Here is an 18,063-nt window from a genome sequence, read left to right as displayed (position 1 = left end):
ATCAGCCTGCGTCGAGCAGTTCGTTGGCGCGCGCGAGGATCGCGTCGCCATCGTGACCGGATTTGTTGAGCTTTTCGACCCATGCCGCATGGATGGGTTCGGAACGCTCGCGCCACTCGGCGATAACCTCGGCAGAGATTTCGTGGATCTCGTTGCCCTGCTTTTCAACAACCGCTTTGCCGCCAGCTTCGAACACGTCGAACTGTTTGCCGATCCGCAGCGAAAGCTCGGGGCCGGAGTGGTCGTCGATCACTTTGCGCAGATCGTCGGACATGGCTTCGTAGGCTTTCTGGCCCATGACCAGCGAGAAGGTATTGGCATAGAGGCCACGCGCGCCTGCGACCGGTGCCGAGGAATGTTTGGTGAGTTCCTGAAGTTTGAACGCAGGCACCACCTCATAGGGCAGGCAGCAACCGTCGATCACGCCGTTGGACAGGCCGACGACCATATCCGTGACGGGGAAGAACACCACTTCGGCCCCCATCGAGGCGAGCATATCGCCCGTCGCCTGATTTGGCGCGCGCAGTTTCAGACCGTCGAGATCGGCGGATGTGAGAACCGGATTTTCGCGGGTGTGGAATTTGCCGCCATCATGGGTGTGGAAGGCGAGGTTTTTGATGCCCGGGTATTCGTCTTTGCCGAACTCATCCATCAGGGTGTGCATCACGACGGAGGTTTTTTCCGCGTTGGTGACCATGAAGGGCAGTGCCAGTGTTTCGGCAACCGGGAAGCGGTCGGGCGTGTAGACCGGCAGCGTCCACGAGATGTCGGCGATGCCTTGGCGCACCTGATCGACGAGCTGGGGTGGTTTGCCGCCGAGCTGCATCGCGGGGAAGAGTTGAACGTCGATTGCGCCGTTCGAGGCCTCGACGAGTTCCTTGATCCACGGCTCGAAGAACGCGGTGTTCATCGGTGCGGGGCCAGGCAGCATGGAGTGCAGACGCAGGGTTTGTTCTGCGGCATTGAGTTTTTTGATAAAGGCCGGCGTGGCAAGAGCCGCGCCCACTGACGCCAGCATTGTGCGGCGAGTGATAGAAGTCATATGTCGTCCTCCCTTGAATTGCGACATGGTTACGGATGCCCGCCTTTGTGGCAGGTCATTTTTGGACCTACCGGAAAATCGGCGGTCGTTTTTCAAGAAACGCGCGCAGGCCCTCCTCGGCATCTGCGCTGGTTTGTGAAACGGCTGCGGCGAGGCTTTCGGTGAAAAGCCCATCTGTGCGCGACATATCGGAGATGCGCGCAATCGCCTGAATCATCATGTAGTTGGACAGGGTCGCGTTCTTGGCAATTTTTGCGGCCAGTTCGCGCGCCAATGGCATGGCCTCGCCTTCGCCCACCGCGTAATGGGTGAGACCGAGACGCAGCCCCTCCTCGGCGCCGTATTTGCGCCCTGTGAGCATCATTTCGCACATCCGGTCGGGGCCGAGAATGCGGGCCACATGGGCAGTTGCGCCGCCGCCGACAAAGATGCCGCGCATCCCTTCGGGAAGCTGGAAGATGGTCGAGGGTTCGGCAATGCGCACATGGGTGACGGCGGCCATTTCGAGGCCCCCGCCGATCACCGCGCCGTAAAGGGCAGAGATCACTGGCACGCCGGAGAATTTGATCAGCTCCATCACGCGATGCCAGTTGCGCGAGTGGCGCATGGTGCCTTCGGCGTCACGGGCGACATGTTCGGACAGATCGAGACCGGAACAGAAATGCCCCGCAGCCCCGGTCAGGATCACAACGCGCACGCCCTCTGGGATTTTGGAAAAGAAGGCGTCGATCTCGTCGAGCAGACCATCGCACATCGCATTCCGCTTGCCCGGCCGATCCATGGTCAGGGCGGCGATTGGGCCGTCGATGTCGATCTTCAGGTGGTCACTCAAAACGATTTGTCCTGTTATTTTATCGGCATGCGAGCGGCGGCATCCAACCGGATCACCGTGCCGTTCAGCATGGAATTTTCTACAATTTGTTCAACAAGTTGCGCGTATTCCTCGGGCAGGCCCATCCGGCTCGGGAAGGGCACGTTTTTGAGGATATCGGCGCGCACGTCGTCAGGCAGGCCCGCGCTCATCGCGGTTTCAAACAGGCCCGGCGCGATGGTCATCACGCGGATGCCGACGCGGGCGAGTTCGCGCGCAGCCGGAAGTGTCATCGAGGCGACGCCACCCTTGGAGGCTGCGTAGGCCGCTTGCCCGATCTGGCCGTCCTCGTAGGCGACGGATGCGGTATTGATGATCACGCCGCGCGCGCCGTCGGGATCGACCGGCTCGGCCGCGGCCATGGCGCGGGCGGCAATGTTCATGACGGTGTAGGTGCCCAGAAGGTTGACCCGCAGCGTGTGTTCAAAGGCGTCGATTGTAAGGGCCCCGTCACGGGGCAGAATGCGCGACGCCGTTCCCACGCCTGCGCAGGAGACAACGATCCGCGGGACACCGTACTCGGCCTCGGCGCGTGAAAAGGCGGCTTCTACCGCCACGGGATCACTGACGTCGGCGGCGATGGCGATGCCGTTGATGTGGCGGGCGACCTCTTCGGCGGCTTCCACAGAGCGATCGAGACAGGCAACCTGTGCGCCCTGTGACGACAGATGGCGCGCGGTTGCGGCGCCAAGGCCACTGCCCGCGCCGGTCACTACCGCTGTCATCCCCGCTATACGCATCGATATATCTCCCCGGAACAATTAGTAGGACGACAAAACTGTTCTGTCTATAAACAATTAGTCATCGCTACATTTTTTTGGGATCACCGCGACGCCATGCGAGGACGCCTTCACACCTGCGGAACGCTCAGAACAAGACCTTCGAGGTCGGGCGTGACCTTGATCTGGCAGGTCAGACGCGAGGTGTCGCGCATCTCGGCCTCGGCGCAGTCGAGCATGTCTTCCTCGGATTCGGTGCGCTCGCCGGTTTTGTCGCTCCACGCCTCATCGACATAGCAGTGGCAGGTGGCGCACATCATCGCGCCGCCGCATTCGGCAAAGATGCCGGGCACTGAATTGTTCAGCGCGGTTTGCATCACGCTGTCGCCTTCGCGTGCATCAACGGTTTGCTGCGTGCCATCGGGGTGGATGAAGGTAATTGCGACCAAAACGGGTCTCCTCAGTTCAGTGTAACGGGCATGTTGAGCGGTCCGCGGAACCCGAAGCCCGACCAGATCACCGCATCGGGGTCGGGAAGGGTCATGTCGGGGAAGCGGTCAAATAGAAGCGGCAGCATGATCTCCCCTACCGTGCGGCGGGCGACATGGGCGCCTGCGCAATGATGCGGGCCGGAGCCGAAGGACTGATGCGGGTGCTTTTCGCGAAAGACATTAAAGTCCTCGCTGTCGTCGCCATAGACGGCTTCGTCGCGGTTGGCGGAGGCCTGAATGGTCATGACAGTGGTGTCTTTTGGCACATGGCAGCCGCCGATTTCGACGTCTTCTGTGGTGCGACGGCCGCTGACCTGAATCGGCGCGACCCAGCGCACGCCCTCCTCGAAGGCATCCCCCCATGCCGCCTGACGTTTCACTTCTTCGAGTTGGTCGGGATTGGTCAGCAGGCCATAGATGATCGTGGCGAGCGCATCGCGCGGCTCGTTGATCCCGCCGCCGATGGCGATTTTGATATTGGCGTACATCTGGCTCATCGGGATCGGTTTTTTCGCGTTCAGCATCACCGAAAAGGCGGAGTTATTCGGCGCGGCCACATGACGGTCGATCAGCCGATCAAAGAGCGCATTCATTTCGCCATTCGCGGTGTCGGAGATCGCGAAGAGGTCGGGAGCGCGCGCGAAGTTCCCTGCCCCGTCGATCAGCGCCTGCGACCAGCGGATCATCTCCTCATCGCTGGCTTCCTCCAGCCCGAGAATATGGGCCAGAATGCGGGCCGCGACGGGGGCGCAGAGGTCGGTGAAGAGGTCCACGGTTTCACCGCGCGGCAGGCGGGAGACGTAATCCTCGGCGATCTTCACATAGAGGTCGGCCCAGTCGGTGCGGATGGCTTTGGGGGAATAGGCGGGTTGCATCGCCATGCGTTCGGCGCGGTGTTCATCGCCGTCCTTGCGCATCAGGGTATGGGCCTGAAAGGCGGTGTGCATGGGGGTGATCGGATCGTTAGAGGAGAAGATTTCCGGCGTTTCCTTGATCCATTTCGTCAGCTCGAAACGGGTCACAAAGACACGGCCCGTCTGGGCCACGCGCACCACCGGCGTCCGGGCGCGCATCTGTTTGTAAATCGGGTATGGATCGCGTTGGAGATCGGCGAGCGTCACCGTCTCGTTCACGGGCAAATCGAGCATAGCCTTTCCTCCCTCAGGCGTGGACAGAGAAGAACAGGCGCGGACAAATCAATCAATGCGATTGATCTGATAGGTGCAATCTGATTTTTAGATGGGGATATGTCAAAGAACCCCGATCCCCTCTCGACCGATTTCCGCACGCTCGACGTTTTGGTGCAGGTGTACAAACTGCGCTCTTTCACCCGTGCGGCGGAGGCGATGTCGATGAACCAGTCGGCGGTGTCCTACGCCATCGCCAAGCTGCGCCGGATTCTCGGCGACCCCTTGTTTGTGCGCGAGGCCCGTCATCTGGTTGCCACGCAACGCTGTATCGATGCGGTGCGCGAGGCGGAGGATTTGATCGCGCGGTTTAAAAGCCTCTCCGACCCACAGGAATTCGACCCCGAAAGCAGCACCGAGACCTTCACGCTGGCCTGCAACTATTATGAACGCGTTCTGCTGGTGCCCAACATCGTGCATGCGATCAAACGCGAGGCGCCGCGGCTAAAGATCGAGATCGTGGATAGCGCCGATATCGGGCACGAAAGATTGCTGGGGATGGAGGCCGACCTGTTGATCGGGCCGTTCGAGCGCTCCGGCGAAGGGTTCTACACGCGCATGCTCTACGAGGAGAAATACGTCTGCCTGATGGACCCCGCGCATCCCTTTGCCAAGCCCGCGCTGAGCCTTGAGGAATACCTCGGGTTGGAGCACATCATGGTGACCTACGGGGGCCGGTGGAAGTCGCGTTATATCCTCGAACTGGAGCGGCAGGGGCATGATTTGCCCATCGCGCTGCGCACGCCCAGTCCGGCGGGGATGCAGGCGCTGATCACCGGCACGGACCTCGTGGCGACGGTGCCGGAGCGGCTGTCCAAACGCATTGGCGGGGCGCTGCACGAGGCGGAGTGTCCGGTTCCCTCACCGTTGGAAATCCGATTGGTGTGGACGGCGCGCAATCATGCAGCACCCATGCACCGATGGGTGCGCGACCTGATCATCCGCACGGTGACGCAGATCGCGTGAGGCGCGCCTAGTTCAGGAAGAACTGTGAAAACACCGGGATCGAGGCAGCACCGATGACGCGCGCATTATGCCCGACGGCGGCCTGTTCGATGCGGGGCGGCACGAGGCCGCGCATGTCGAGGCGTTCGAGTTCGGCGCGCACCCCGAACACCAGATCGCGACGCACGGAGGGGGGGAAAGCGCCATCGATCAGCACGGCTTCGAAATCGAAAACCGCGCAAATCTGGCGGCAGGCCTTGGCAATTTCGCGCGCAGATTTGGTGATCCACGGGTCGAGTTCTTGCGCGAAAGCGTTCCAGTCCTGTGGATGGTGCCACATCGCGCCGGGATCCTTGCCCGCACGTGCGATCTGCGCCTCCAGAAGGTAGAGAGACGCGGTATCCAGAAGCGGGCGTTCGACCCCATCGCGACCGGAGGTGCGCAGCGGGCCAATCGCGCCCGCATTGCCCAAGGGGCCGCGGCGCACGGCCCCGTCGATGACAACCCCGCCCCCGATGAACGAGCCCAGAAAGAGGTAGGCGTAGTCGTGGAATTCACGACCCCGCCCAAATGCATGTTCGGCGCGCACCGCGGCGGTCCCGTCGTTTTCGGTGAACAGGGGCAGGTCGCTGAACTTGCGCACTTCCTTGTCGAAATCGGTCACGGCCCAGATCGAAAAATCTTCCTCCGGCGCACCGATGGTATCGGACCATGACCACAACTCGGATGGCGCGGCGATGCCGATACCGCACAACCGCCCGCGCTGACGGTCCGACAGGTTTTCGATGAACCCCTCCATGCCGGTTTCCAGATAGCCGAAAATCTCGTCCGGCATCGGATAGGCATAGGTGATCTGACGTTGGTTGAGCACCTCTCCGTGCAGGTTCATCAGGGCCAGATCGGCGGAGCGGCGGCCGATTTTGAGCCCGATAGAGAGGGCGCCATCGGGATCGAGCGCCATCGGGACAGAGGGTTTTCCCACCCGCCCGCGCTGTGGTTGGCCGCGCAGCAAAAAGCCGTCTGTTTCCAGTCGGCGCAGAATATTTGACACGGTTTGCGCAGAGAGGCCGGAGTGACGCGCGAGATCGGTTGCGGGCATTTCGCCATGCCTTTGGATCAACGAAAGCACCAGTCTCTCGTTATGATCACGTACGCCCGTGTGATTTACACCGGGGCGTAAGCCTCTGATCTCAATGTTGTTTGCGTCATTCATATCCAACCTTGATACTAGAACCTGCCAAGGAGTCATAGAAGAAGTTAGATTAATAAATCAAGTGGATTTATTTATTGACCTGCGCAAGGGAATCGCATTTATAAAACCCACAAGCCCGCCAGGGAGGAAACCGGCGGGGCTGACATTTGGGAGGACTATCTATGAAATCACTACTCGCAGGCAGCGCCATTGCGTTGACAGCATTCACCGGTGCAGCGATGGCTCAGGACGTATCCGCATGCCTCATCACCAAGACCGACACAAACCCCTTCTTCGTGAAAATGAAGGAAGGCGCAGAGGCCAAAGCCGCAGAGTTGGGCATCGCGCTCAAATCCTTCGCAGGCAAGGTTGACGGGGACCACGAAACGCAGGTTGCCGCGATCGAAACCTGCATTGCAGACGGTGCAAAAGGGATCCTTTTGACCGCATCCGACACCTCGTCCATCACCACCGCCGTTCAGCAGGCCCGTGACGCAGGCATCCTCGTGATCGCCCTCGACACCCCGCTCGATCCGATCGACGCCGCCGATGCGACCTTTGCCACTGACAACTTCCTCGCAGGTGAGCTGATCGGCAAATGGGCTGCGGCCAAACTCGGCGATGACGCCGCGAACGCGAAAATCGCCATGCTCGATTTGGCTGTATCCCAGCCGACCGTCGGCGTTCTGCGCGATCAGGGCTTCCTTCAGGGCTTTGGCATCGACCTCGGCGACCCGAACAAATGGGGTGATGAAACCGATCCGCGCATCGTTGGCAACGACGTGACCGCCGGTAACGAAGAGGGTGGCCGCAAGGCGATGGAGAACCTTCTGGCAACCGATCCGATGATCAACGTGGTCTACACGATCAACGAACCCGCCGCTGCGGGTGCCTATGAGGCGTTGAAATCCATCGGTCGTGAAAACGACGTGCTGATCGTCTCTGTTGATGGTGGCTGCCCGGGTGTTCAGAACATCGCAGACGGTGTGATCGGCGCGACGTCGCAGCAATATCCGCTCCTGATGGCCTCCAAAGGCATCGAAGCGATTGCGGCGTGGGCTGCGGATGGCACAAAGCCTGAAAACACCCCCGGCAAGAACTTCTTTGACACCGGCGTGGCGCTCGTCACCGGTGAGCCCGCAGATGGCGTCGAGTCGATTTCGATCGAAGAAGGCATGAACCTCTGCTGGGGTTAAGTTGCCAAAACGTAACGACCTGACCTAAGGTCAAGAGTTACCGGAGGGCGGGCCTAGGTCCGCCCTCTGCACACCAGCCCATTGCTGGGGAAATGGGAGATATCATGCCTGCGCAAGACAACTACGAAGCCGCGGCAAGTGCCCGTGGCACCGAAAAATTCGCGGAATTTAGCGATGACCGTAAAGGCATCGTGTCACGGTTCCAAAACCAGTTACACGCGACGCCGGCCCTCGTGCCGTTGATCGTTCTGGTCGCCGCATTGGTCGTCTTCGGCCTCCTGTTGGGGTCCAAGTTTTTCTCACCTTTCGCGCTGACGCTGATCCTGCAGCAGGTTCAGATCGTCGGCATTGTCGCGGCGGCACAGTCGCTCGTGATCCTGACCGCAGGCATCGACCTGTCGGTGGGCGCGATCATGGTGCTCAGCTCGGTCGTGATGGGGACGTTTACGTTCCGCTACGGATTGCCCGCACCGGTGTCGATCGTCTGCGGGATCGGCGTTGGGGCCGCGATTGGCGCGCTCAACGGGTGGCTCGTCGCGCGCATGAAATTGCCGCCGTTCATTGTGACGCTCGGCATGTGGCAAATCGTTTTGGCCACCAACTTTCTCTACTCTGCCAACGAAACTATTCGCGCGCAGGATATCGAGGCCGAGGCCCCTCTCCTGCAATTCTTTGCCACCAAGATCAGCGTCGGCGGAGCGATTTTCACCTATGGCGTGATCTTTATGGTGCTGCTCGTGGTCGTGTTGGCCTATGTGCTGCGCCAGACCGCATGGGGTCGCCATGTCTATGCCGTGGGTGATGACCCTGAGGCAGCGGAACTGTCCGGCGTCAACGTGAAGGGCACATTGATCTCGGTCTATATGCTCGCCGGTATCATCTGTGCCTTTGCCGGTTGGGCCCTGATCGGGCGGATCGGATCGGTGTCACCGACCTCTGGCCAGTTGGCCAATATCGAAAGCATCACCGCCGTTGTGATCGGAGGCATCTCGCTGTTTGGCGGGCGTGGTTCGATCATGGGCACGCTCTTCGGGGCGCTTATCGTCGGGGTCTTTACCCTCGGACTGCGTCTGCTCGGCGCGGATGCACAATGGACCTATTTGCTCATCGGTGTGCTCATCATTGCCGCCGTTGCCGTAGACCAATGGATCAGAAAGGTAGCAGCCTGATGGAACCCATTCTCAAAGCCCGCAATCTCACGAAACGCTATGGTAAGGTGGTTGCGCTCGACCAATGCGACTTCGAACTTTACCCCGGTGAAATCTTGGCCGTGATTGGCGATAACGGGGCCGGCAAATCGACGTTGATCAAGGCGCTGTCAGGCGCGGTCAACGCCGATGCAGGCGAGGTCACATTGGAGGGGCAAAAAGTCAATTTTTCCTCGCCCAACGATGCGCGCAATGCCGGTATCGAAACCGTCTACCAGACCCTCGCCATGTCCCCTGCCCTGTCGATTGCCGACAATATGTTCATGGGCCGTGAAATCCGTAAGTCGGGGTTCATGGGTAAGTTCATGCGTCAGCTCGACCGCAAGAAGATGGAAGACTTCGCCCGCGACAAGCTCGCCGAATTGGGGTTGATGACCATTCAGAACATCAACCAGGCGGTCGAGACCCTGTCGGGCGGCCAACGCCAAGGTGTGGCGGTGGCGCGTGCGGCGGCCTTCGGGTCCAAGGTCATCATTCTCGATGAACCGACAGCGGCACTCGGGGTCAAGGAAAGCCGGCGTGTTCTGGAACTTATTCAGGACGTGCGATCGCGCGGGATTCCGATCATTCTGATCAGCCACAACATGCCGCATGTCTTTGAAGTTGCGGATCGAATCCATGTGCACCGGTTGGGCAAACGGCTCTGCGTGATCGATCCCAAAGCCTATAGCATGTCTGACGCGGTTGCCTTTATGACCGGTGCGAAAGAACCGTCGCAGAAGGAAATCGAAGCCGCATGATATCGGACGATCTCGTTTCACGGATCGCGGCCCTGCCTCATGGCGGGGCCGGTCGCGTATTGGTCGCGCTCGCCGGTGCGCCGGGGTCAGGCAAGTCCACGCTGGCCGATGAACTGGCGGCCAGAACCGGTGGCCGTGTGGTCCCGATGGACGGATTTCACCTCGATAACCGCATTCTGGACGCGCGGGGTTTGCGGGCCCGCAAAGGCGCGCCCGAGACCTTTGATGCCGCTGGTTTTACCGCCATGATCACTCGCCTGAAAGCCGGAGGTGAGGTTGCCATCCCGACCTTTGACCGCACGCGCGACATTGCCATTGCGGGGGCCGAGATGATCACGCCACAGGACCGGTTATTGATCGTGGAAGGCAACTATTTGCTCTTTGACCACCCCGACTGGCGTGGTCTGGCGGATCTATGGGATTTCTCCATCCGGTTGGACGTGCCGCGTGCGGTGCTGCGCGAACGCCTCGTCACGCGCTGGCGCACCTTCGGACTAGGCGAAGAGGCAGCAATCCAGCGCGCCGAGGGCAATGATTTGGCCAACGCCGACGCGATATCGGCCGCTACCCTGCCCGCCGATCTGGTCCTACGCGGCTAACCCAGCCGGACCGCGTGCCATTCCAGATGATCGGCCATGAAGGTCGAGATGAAGTAATAGGAATGGTCATAGCCGTCCTGCATGCGGAAGGTCAGAGGCTGCCCCTTTGCATCGCAAATATTGACCAGCAGTTCGGGGTCGAGCTGGCTTTCCAGAAATGTGTCTGCCGACCCCTGATCCACGAGGATATCGGGCACCCGTGCCCCGTCCGCGATCAGGGCGCAGGCGTCATAGGCGCGCCAGTCGGCCCGATCGGTTCCGATATATCCGCTCAGCGCCTTTTCCCCCCATGGACAATTCATCGGTGAGACGATCGGCGCGAAGGCGGAGACCGCTTTGAACCGGTCGGGGTTTCGAAGCGCGATTGTGAGTGCGCCATGCCCGCCCATGGAGTGGCCCATGATGGATTGACGCGACAGGTCGGCGGGAAAGAACTCTGCGATGAGGGCGGGGAATTCGTCCTCGATATAGCTGCGCATTTTGTAGTGCGTGTCGAAAGGTGGCTCGGTCGCATCGACATAGAAACCCGCGCCCAGACCAAAATCATAGGCGCCCTCCGCGTCGTCGGGCACATCGTCGCCGCGCGGCGAGGTATCGGGCGCAACGAAAATCAGCCCGAGTTCGGAACAGGCGCGCCGGAATTCGCCCTTTTCGGTCACATTCGCCTGCGTGCAGGTCAGACCGGAGAGGTAGAAAACGACGGGCAGTTTTTCGCCCTCCGCGTGGTCCGGCACAAAAATGGAAAATTCCATCGGCGTGCCGGTTGCGGTGGAACTATGACGATAGACACCCTGTGTGCCGCCAAAGGATCGGTTCTGCGTGATCAGTTCGAGCATCAAAATACCACAACAGAACGGATTGATTTACCCGCGTGCATCAAATCAAAACCTTTATTGATTTCATCCAGAGTAAGCACGTGGGTGATCATCGGATCGATTTCGATTTTGCCGTTCATGTACCAGTCCACGATTTTTGGCACGTCAGTGCGACCTTTCGCGCCGCCGAACGCTGTGCCTTTCCATACCCGTCCGGTGACGAGCTGGAAGGGGCGGGTGGAAATCTCCTTGCCCGATTCAGCCACGCCGATCACGGTCGAGACACCCCAGCCACGGTGACAGCATTCGAGCGCCTGACGCATGACCTCGGTATTGCCCGTACAGTCGAAGGAATAATCCGCGCCGCCATCCGTCAGCTCGACCAGATGGGCCACGATGTCACCGTCGACCTTTTTGGGATTGACGAAATGGGTCATGCCAAAGCGTTCGCCCCATTCCTTTTTGTCGTCATTGATGTCCACGCCGATGATTTTGTCCGCCCCGACCAAACGCGCGCCCTGAATGACGTTCAGACCAATGCCGCCGAGGCCAAAGACCACGACGTTCGAGCCCACGGTCACCTGAGCCGTGTTGGTCACCGCGCCCACGCCGGTGGTCACGCCACAGCCGATGTAGCAGGCCTTGTCGAACGGCGCGTCGGTGCGGATTTTCGCGAGAGCGATTTCGGGAACGACGATGAAATTGGAGAAGGTCGAGCAGCCCATGTAGTGGTAGACCGTTTCGCCCTTGTAGCTCATCCGCGAGGTGCCATCGGGCATCAGGCCCTGCCCCTGCGTCGAGCGGATCGAGGTACACAGGTTGGTTTTGCCCGAGAGGCAGGATTTACATTCGCGACATTCAGGCGTGTAGAGCGGAATGACGTGATCGTCGGGTTTGAGGGATTTCACGCCGGGGCCGACCTCGCGCACGATGCCCGCGCCTTCGTGGCCGAGAACGGAGGGGAAGATGCCTTCGCTGTCCAGACCGTCGAGTGTGTATGCGTCGGTATGGCAAATGCCCGTCGCCATGATTTCGACCAACACTTCGCCCTCTTTGGGGCCTTCGAGGTCAAGTTCGACGATTTCCAGTGGTTTTTTGGCCTCAAAGGCCACGGCGGCGCGCGTTTTCATAAATCTCTCTCCCTAATCGTCCGATCCGGTTCTCTCGACCCTATGGGGCCGTGACACGGTCTCACTTTATCAATTAGGCTAGTGGTAAAGCGGCCCACCGATCAATCCAACATTTTCCGGTGCAGCCGTGGGGGAGGAAAAATGCACAACGCTGACCATTCGGATGCTGCAGACCACGACGCGGCGGTTGACGCCGTCATCGAGGCGCATCGCGACATGGAAGGCCCGTTGTTGCCGATCCTGCACGGGGTGATGGCCCGGATCGGCTATATCCCTCAGGACGCATTGCCCCGCATTGCGAAAGCGCTCGGGATGACGGCAGCGGAAGTGCATGGGGTGGTTTCCTTTTACCATGATTTTCGCACCGCGCCGGTGGGTCAGAAGGTGATCAAGATCTGCCGTGCCGAGGCCTGTCAGGCGATGGGTGCGGCGGCGTTGGAGCAGCGTGTATTGGCGCAACTCGGCCTGCCGGATTTCGGCACCACCGCGGACGGTAAAGTCACGGTCGAGCCGGTCTATTGTCTGGGATTATGTGCCTGCGGGCCTGCGGCACTGGTTGACGGCGCGCCGCGCGGGCGGGTCACGGCAGAACTCCTGACCGGAGGCACATGATGCGGATATTCATTTCACTGGATAGCGCGGCTGTGGCATTGGGTGCGGACGATGTGGCCGAAGCGGTTGAACGCGAAGCGGCGGCGCGCGGGGTCGAGGCGACGATTGTGCGCACCGGATCGCGCGGCTTGGTCTGGCTGGAACCTTTGGTCGAGATCGAGGACGCTGAAGGGCGGCGCGCCTACGGGCCGCTCAGTTCGGGCGATGTTGCGGGGCTTTTTGACGGCACGCTTCCCTCGCTCGGCGCGGTTGAGGACATCGCGCAATTCGCAGCCCAAACACGTTTCACCTTCGCGCGCTGCGGGCGCATCGATCCGCTGTCGTTTTCGGACTATGTGGCGCACGGAGGCGTGACGGGGTTGCGTCGCGCGCTCGCGATGTCGGCATCTGAACGCGTCGAGGAGGTCAAGGCATCGGGCCTGCGCGGACGCGGGGGCGCGGGGTTTCCCACGGGGATCAAATGGGAGACCGTGCGCACCGCCGAGGCGGACCGGAAATACATCGTGTGTAACGCCGACGAGGGCGATAGTGGCACATTCGCGGACCGGATGTTGATGGAGGGCGACCCCTTCTCCCTCATCGAGGGCATGGTGATCGCGGGGCTGGCCGTGGGCGCCACGAAGGGGTTCGTTTACCTGCGCTCGGAATACCCCGTCGCCTTGCGGATCATGGCGCAGGCCATGGAAATCGCGCGCGCCGAAGGGTTGATCGGGGCGGATGTTTTGGGGTCCGGCATTGGTTTCGAGTTGGAAATCCGCGAGGGCGCGGGGGCCTATGTATGCGGCGAGGAAACGTCTCTCCTGAACTCTCTGGAGGGCAAGCGCGGCGTGGTGCGCGCCAAACCCCCGCTGCCCGCGATCGCGGGGCTATTTGGCAAGCCTACGGTGGTCAATAACGTCATCACCCTTGCGGCAGTGCCTGAAATTTTTGCCCGTGGCGCAGCGGCTTATGCGGATATCGGGATCGGACGGTCGCGGGGAACCGTGACGCTGCAACTGGCGGGAAACATCAAAAATGGCGGCATGTTCGAGATCGCTTTTGGTACTACGTTGCGCGAGGTGATCGACAATTTTGGCGGCGGAACAGCGTCCGGTCGGCCGGTCAAAGCGGCGCAGGTCGGCGGACCGCTCGGCGCTTTTTTGCGCCCTGATCAATTCGATGTGCCGCTCGGGTATGAAGAGTTCCACGAGATCGGCGGATTGATCGGGCACGCGGGCGTCGTGGTGTTTGACGACACGACGGACATGGGAGCCCTGGCGCGCTTTGCGATGGAATTCTGCGCCGTGGAAAGTTGCGGGAAATGCACGCCCTGCCGGATTGGCGCGGTGCGCGGCGTGGAAACGGTGGACCGGATCCGACAGGGCGACGAGACGGCCGTTCCGCTTTTGCGCGACCTATGCGAGACGATGCGCGACGGGTCGCTTTGCGCGCTCGGCGGGTTCACCCCCTACCCTGTGCTCTCCGCGCTCGACGGATGGCCGCAGGACTTTGGTTTGGCGCGGGAGGCAGCGGAATGAAAGATTTTATCATCCCTTGGGACGACACCGATTACGGCACCCCGCGACAGAGCGGTGAGCCTGTCACGCTGACCATCGACGGGACTGAAATCACGGTTCCCGCTGGCACTTCGGTGATGCGGGCGGCGATGGAGGCGGGCCTGAAAATCCCCAAACTCTGCGCCACCGATAGCGTCGAGGCCTTTGGCTCCTGTCGCCTCTGCGTGGTCGAAATCGAAGGGCGAAATGGCACCCCCGCCTCCTGCACGACGCCGGTTGGCGAAGGCATGGTGGTGCGCACGCAATCGCAAAAGGTGCAGAAAATCCGCCGCGGGGTGATGGAACTCTACATCTCCGATCACCCGCTCGATTGCCTGACCTGTAGCGCCAATGGCGACTGCGAATTGCAGGATATGGCGGGCATGGTTGGCCTGCGCGATGTGAGATACGAAACCGGACGCAACCATTTCGAAGCGGGCGACGATTGGCGCGCGGTCGACGAGAGCAACCCGTATTTTTCCTACGACCCGTCCAAATGTATCGTGTGCAGCCGCTGTGTGCGGGCCTGCGAAGAGGTGCAGGGGACATTCGCGCTGACTATCGAAGGCCGCGGGTTCGACAGCCGCGTTTCTGCGGGCACCACGCTCGACGATTTTCTGTCCTCTGATTGCGTATCCTGTGGCGCCTGCGTGCAGGCCTGCCCCACCGCGACGCTGCAGGAGAAATCGGTGCGCGATCTGGGCACGCCGACGCGCTCTGTCATCACGACCTGCGCCTATTGCGGCGTCGGATGCAGTTTCAAAGCCGAATTGAACGGCGATCAGTTGGTGCGCATGGTTCCCCATAAGGACGGTCGCGCCAATCGCGGCCATTCCTGTGTTAAAGGCAGATTTGCCTACGGATACGCCGAGCATCAGGATCGTATTTTGATGCCGATGGTCCGCGAGAATATCACCGACCCATGGCGCGAAGTCTCATGGGAAGAGGCGCTCGGCTTTGCGGCAAAGCGCCTGCGCGCGGCTCAGGAAACGCATGGCAGGGATTCAATCGGGGTCATCACGTCGAGCCGCTGCACGAATGAAGAAACCTATCTGGTTCAGAAACTGGCGCGTGCGGTTTTCGGCAATAACAACACAGACACCTGTGCGCGGGTGTGCCATTCGCCGACGGGCTACGGGCTCGGCCAGACCTTTGGCACCTCGGCGGGCACGCAGGATTTTGACTCGGTAGAACACTCGGACGTTGTCGTTGTGATCGGAGCTAATCCGACCGATGCGCATCCTGTTTTTGCATCTCGGCTGAAAAAACGCCTGCGTGAAGGTGCTAAGTTGATCGTGCTGGATCCGCGCCGGATCGACATTCTGGAGTCGGTGCACATCGGCGAGCGCCATCACCTAGAGCTTCGCCCCGGAACAAACGTGGCGGTTCTGACGGCCATGGCCCACGTCATCGTGACCGAAGGGTTGGCGGATGACGCATTCATTGCCGCGCGCTGTGCGCCCGATGATGCGGAGGGCTACGGCACCTTTGTGAGCGATCCGCGCCACAGCCCCGAGGCCACGGAGATCTACACCGGCGTGCCCGCACAGACCCTTCGCCAAGCCGCGCGCGCCTTTGCGACCGGCGGCAACGGCGCGATCTATTACGGGTTGGGCGTCACCGAGCATAGTCAGGGGTCGACGACCGTCATGGCCATCGCAAACCTCGCGATGTTGACCGGCAATATCGGCAGACCCGGTGTGGGTGTGAACCCGCTGCGGGGACAAAATAACGTGCAGGGCGCCTGCGATATGGGGTCCTTCCCGCACGAATTGCCGGGGTATCGCCATGTGAAAAACCCCGAGGTGCGTAAGGTTTACGAAGACCTCTGGGGCGTCACAATCTCAGCCGAGCCGGGTTTGCGGATACCCAATATGCTCGACGCGGCGGTCGCAGGCGACTTCAAAGGGCTCTACGTGCAGGGTGAAGACATTCTGCAATCGGACCCAGACACACATCATGTCGCGGCAGGATTGGCAGCGATGGAATGCGTGATCGTGCATGACCTGTTTTTGAACGAAACATCAAATTACGCGCATGTTTTTCTGCCTGGTTCGTCGTTTCTGGAAAAAGACGGCACATTCACCAATGCGGAGCGGCGGATCAACCGCGTGCGCACAGTGATGGCCCCAAAGGCGGGAATGGCCGATTGGGAGGTCACGCAGGCACTCGCGAATGCGATGGGCGCAGGCTGGTCCTATTCCCACCCGTCCGAGATTATGGATGAGATCGCCGCGACCACGCCGAGCTTTGCGGGCGTTAGCTACGAGGTGTTGGACCAGAAGAATTCGGTGCAATGGCCCTGCAACGATATGGCGCCGGAGGGCACCCCGTTGATGCATATCGCCGGCTTTGTACGCGGCCAGGGCCGGTTCATGATCACCGAATATATCGCGACCGATGAAAAGACGGGGCCACGGTTTCCGCTGCTGCTAACCACGGGGCGTATCCTGTCGCAATACAATGTCGGGGCGCAGACACGGCGCACGGCAAACACGGTTTGGCATGATGAGGATGTGCTCGAAATCCACCCCCATGACGCCGAACAGCGCGGTATTGCGGATGGGACTCTGGTCAAATTGGCCAGCCGGTCGGGCGAGATCAGTTTGCGCGCATCCGTGACCGATCGCGTGGCGCCGGGCGTGGTGTACACCACCTTCCACCACCCCGACACGCAGGCGAATGTGGTCACCACCGACTACTCGGATTGGGCCACAAACTGCCCGGAATACAAAGTGACGGCGGTTCAGGTGTCGCTGTCGAACGGGCCGACCGATTGGCAGGACAGCTACCGCGCGCATTCAACCCGTGCGCGGCGCATTGTGAGGGCGGCAGAGTGAGCAGCGCGCGTCGAAACCTCCCCGAAGAGGTGGCTATCGCTTTGGTTTACAACGGTTCTACCGCAGCCGTCATGATGGGAACGCCACAGGATTTGCCTGATTTCCTGATCGGTTTTGCGCGCAGTGAAGGCATTGTCATGTCGCCTGCGGATGTCACCGATATCGAGGTTTTGCGCCACCCCAATGGCATCGAAGTGCGGGGGCGTATTCCTGATGATCGCGCCAGTGCACTCGACGCGCGCCGACGGGGCATGACGGGACCGGTCGGATGCGGGCTCTGTGGAATCGATAGTCTGGAGGCTGCGCTGCGCGAACCGCCGCGAGTGCATAAAATGCACGCTCATCTGGTCGGTTTGGCCGCAAACGCGCTCACCGCGCTTGATACCCGTCAGGTGCTGCGCCGCCAATCACGCGGCATGCACGCGGCGGGCTATTTTGACGTCACGGGGCTGCGCATGATGCGCGAGGATGTGGGACGTCACAATGCGCTCGACAAACTCATCGGCGCGCTCGGGTCGCGCGATTTGTCGGGCGGGGCGGTGTTGTTGACCTCGCGCATTTCGATCGATCTCGTGCAAAAGGCCGCTCAGGTCGGCCTGCCTGCGGTGTTTTCGGTGTCCTCGCCCACGCGCGGGGCGGCAGACCTCGCAGAGCGGATCGGCATGACGTTGGTGACCCACAGGGATGGTGGCGAGTTTATTCTCGACCCAACCGAGGATGTGCCGCAATGACAGACGATAAAATGGTTCGCATGGCCAACCAGATCGCGGCGTTTTTCGAAACCCAACCCGAGGCCGAAAAGGCCGCGAAGGTTGCGGGGCATCTGAATGATTTCTGGCCGCCCTCCATGCGCATGCAGCTCAAAGCCTATGTGGAGCGCGGTGGTGAGGGGCTAAACGCGCTGGTTCACAAGTCGGCTGCGTTTTTGTGAGGGGACAGAC

Annotated in this window: 18 protein-coding genes; 10 read left to right on the top strand and 8 right to left on the bottom strand. The window is 60.8% G+C overall.

The features are described from left to right. Nucleotide 1: 1 nt before the first annotated feature. The 5 genes from ABD815_RS07255 to ABD815_RS07235 all read right to left on the bottom strand — a co-directional run bounded on the left by ABD815_RS07255 (nt 2) and on the right by ABD815_RS07235 (nt 4,271). Nucleotides 2–1,042 (bottom strand): TRAP transporter substrate-binding protein, encoded by a 1,041-nt coding sequence (locus tag ABD815_RS07255; protein ID WP_344845683.1) that lies wholly within the window; start codon nt 1,040–1,042, stop codon nt 2–4. Between the two features lie 67 nt (nt 1,043–1,109). Beyond that, nucleotides 1,110–1,874, bottom strand: a complete 765-nt coding sequence (locus ABD815_RS07250) for a crotonase/enoyl-CoA hydratase family protein (protein WP_344845680.1) — start codon at nt 1,872–1,874, stop codon at nt 1,110–1,112. A 14-nt stretch (nt 1,875–1,888) separates the two neighbouring features. Then, on the bottom strand, nt 1,889–2,653 hold the full coding sequence (locus ABD815_RS07245) for an SDR family NAD(P)-dependent oxidoreductase (RefSeq protein WP_344845677.1): 765 nt from the start codon (nt 2,651–2,653) through the stop codon (nt 1,889–1,891). Nucleotides 2,654–2,763: 110 nt separating this feature from the next. Next, complete coding sequence (locus ABD815_RS07240) at nt 2,764–3,081, bottom strand: 2Fe-2S iron-sulfur cluster-binding protein (protein ID WP_344845674.1); 318 nt, start codon at nt 3,079–3,081, stop codon at nt 2,764–2,766. A gap of 11 nt (nt 3,082–3,092) precedes the next feature. Further along, nucleotides 3,093–4,271: a cytochrome P450 gene (locus tag ABD815_RS07235; protein WP_344845670.1), complete on the bottom strand. Its 1,179-nt coding sequence runs from the start codon at nt 4,269–4,271 to the stop codon at nt 3,093–3,095. A 99-nt stretch (nt 4,272–4,370) separates the two neighbouring features. Between ABD815_RS07235 and ABD815_RS07230 the strand changes: the two genes are divergently transcribed. Further along, the gene (locus ABD815_RS07230; protein WP_344845666.1) at nt 4,371–5,276 is read left to right on the top strand and encodes a LysR family transcriptional regulator; all 906 of its coding nucleotides are present in this window, start codon (nt 4,371–4,373) and stop codon (nt 5,274–5,276) included. A 7-nt stretch (nt 5,277–5,283) separates the two neighbouring features. Here ABD815_RS07230 and ABD815_RS07225 read toward each other — a convergent pair whose 3' ends face one another. After that, entirely contained in the window at nt 5,284–6,468 is a 1,185-nt protein-coding gene (locus ABD815_RS07225; protein WP_344845662.1) for an ROK family transcriptional regulator, read from the bottom strand. Between the two features lie 161 nt (nt 6,469–6,629). Between ABD815_RS07225 and ABD815_RS07220 the strand changes: the two genes are divergently transcribed. From ABD815_RS07220 to ABD815_RS07205, 4 genes are all read left to right on the top strand, one after another. Next, complete coding sequence (locus tag ABD815_RS07220; RefSeq protein ID WP_344845658.1) at nt 6,630–7,643, top strand: sugar ABC transporter substrate-binding protein; 1,014 nt, start codon at nt 6,630–6,632, stop codon at nt 7,641–7,643. A gap of 104 nt (nt 7,644–7,747) precedes the next feature. After that, a complete protein-coding gene (locus ABD815_RS07215; RefSeq protein ID WP_344845655.1) occupies nt 7,748–8,812 on the top strand; it encodes an ABC transporter permease in 1,065 nt (354 codons plus the stop codon). Further along, entirely contained in the window at nt 8,812–9,591 is a 780-nt protein-coding gene (locus ABD815_RS07210) for an ATP-binding cassette domain-containing protein (protein ID WP_344845652.1), read from the top strand. Before ABD815_RS07215 ends, ABD815_RS07210 begins: the two co-directional genes overlap by 1 nt. Then, nucleotides 9,588–10,190 carry a nucleoside triphosphate hydrolase gene (locus ABD815_RS07205; RefSeq protein WP_344845649.1) on the top strand — a complete coding sequence of 201 codons (603 nt, stop codon included), beginning with the start codon at nt 9,588–9,590 and terminating at the stop codon, nt 10,188–10,190. Before ABD815_RS07210 ends, ABD815_RS07205 begins: the two co-directional genes overlap by 4 nt. Here ABD815_RS07205 and fghA read toward each other — a convergent pair. Together fghA and ABD815_RS07195 are read right to left on the bottom strand one after the other, a co-directional pair. After that, nucleotides 10,187–11,026, bottom strand: a complete 840-nt coding sequence (gene fghA / locus ABD815_RS07200; protein ID WP_344845646.1) for an S-formylglutathione hydrolase — start codon at nt 11,024–11,026, stop codon at nt 10,187–10,189. The genes ABD815_RS07205 and fghA overlap by 4 nt on opposite strands. Further along, on the bottom strand, nt 11,026–12,135 hold the full coding sequence (locus tag ABD815_RS07195) for an S-(hydroxymethyl)glutathione dehydrogenase/class III alcohol dehydrogenase (protein ID WP_344845643.1): 1,110 nt from the start codon (nt 12,133–12,135) through the stop codon (nt 11,026–11,028). Before ABD815_RS07195 ends, fghA begins: the two co-directional genes overlap by 1 nt. 141 nt (nt 12,136–12,276) lie before the next feature. Here ABD815_RS07195 and ABD815_RS07190 point away from each other — a divergent pair, with 141 nt between their 5' ends. The 5 genes from ABD815_RS07190 to ABD815_RS07170 are packed head-to-tail and all read left to right on the top strand — an operon-like array spanning nt 12,277 to nt 18,053. Further along, a complete protein-coding gene (locus ABD815_RS07190) occupies nt 12,277–12,747 on the top strand; it encodes a formate dehydrogenase subunit gamma (protein WP_344845640.1) in 471 nt (156 codons plus the stop codon). Beyond that, nucleotides 12,747–14,264: an NADH-ubiquinone oxidoreductase-F iron-sulfur binding region domain-containing protein gene (locus ABD815_RS07185; protein WP_344845638.1), complete on the top strand. Its 1,518-nt coding sequence runs from the start codon at nt 12,747–12,749 to the stop codon at nt 14,262–14,264. The genes ABD815_RS07190 and ABD815_RS07185 overlap by 1 nt, the downstream gene beginning before the upstream one ends. Further along, complete coding sequence (gene fdhF / locus ABD815_RS07180) at nt 14,261–17,122, top strand: formate dehydrogenase subunit alpha (RefSeq protein WP_344845635.1); 2,862 nt, start codon at nt 14,261–14,263, stop codon at nt 17,120–17,122. Before ABD815_RS07185 ends, fdhF begins: the two co-directional genes overlap by 4 nt. Further along, nucleotides 17,119–17,853, top strand: coding sequence for a formate dehydrogenase accessory sulfurtransferase FdhD (fdhD, locus tag ABD815_RS07175; RefSeq protein WP_344845632.1), 735 nt, complete (start codon nt 17,119–17,121; stop codon nt 17,851–17,853). The genes fdhF and fdhD overlap by 4 nt, the downstream gene beginning before the upstream one ends. Then, entirely contained in the window at nt 17,850–18,053 is a 204-nt protein-coding gene (locus ABD815_RS07170) for a formate dehydrogenase subunit delta (RefSeq protein ID WP_344845630.1), read from the top strand. Before fdhD ends, ABD815_RS07170 begins: the two co-directional genes overlap by 4 nt. Nucleotides 18,054–18,063 lie beyond the last annotated feature (10 nt).

This window comes from Celeribacter arenosi, from assembly GCF_039539485.1.
GTDB classification, from domain to species: Bacteria; Pseudomonadota; Alphaproteobacteria; order Rhodobacterales; family Rhodobacteraceae; genus Celeribacter; species Celeribacter arenosi.
Note: the sequence above shows the minus strand (reverse complement) of the source record. Positions and strands in the feature narration are given on the sequence as shown.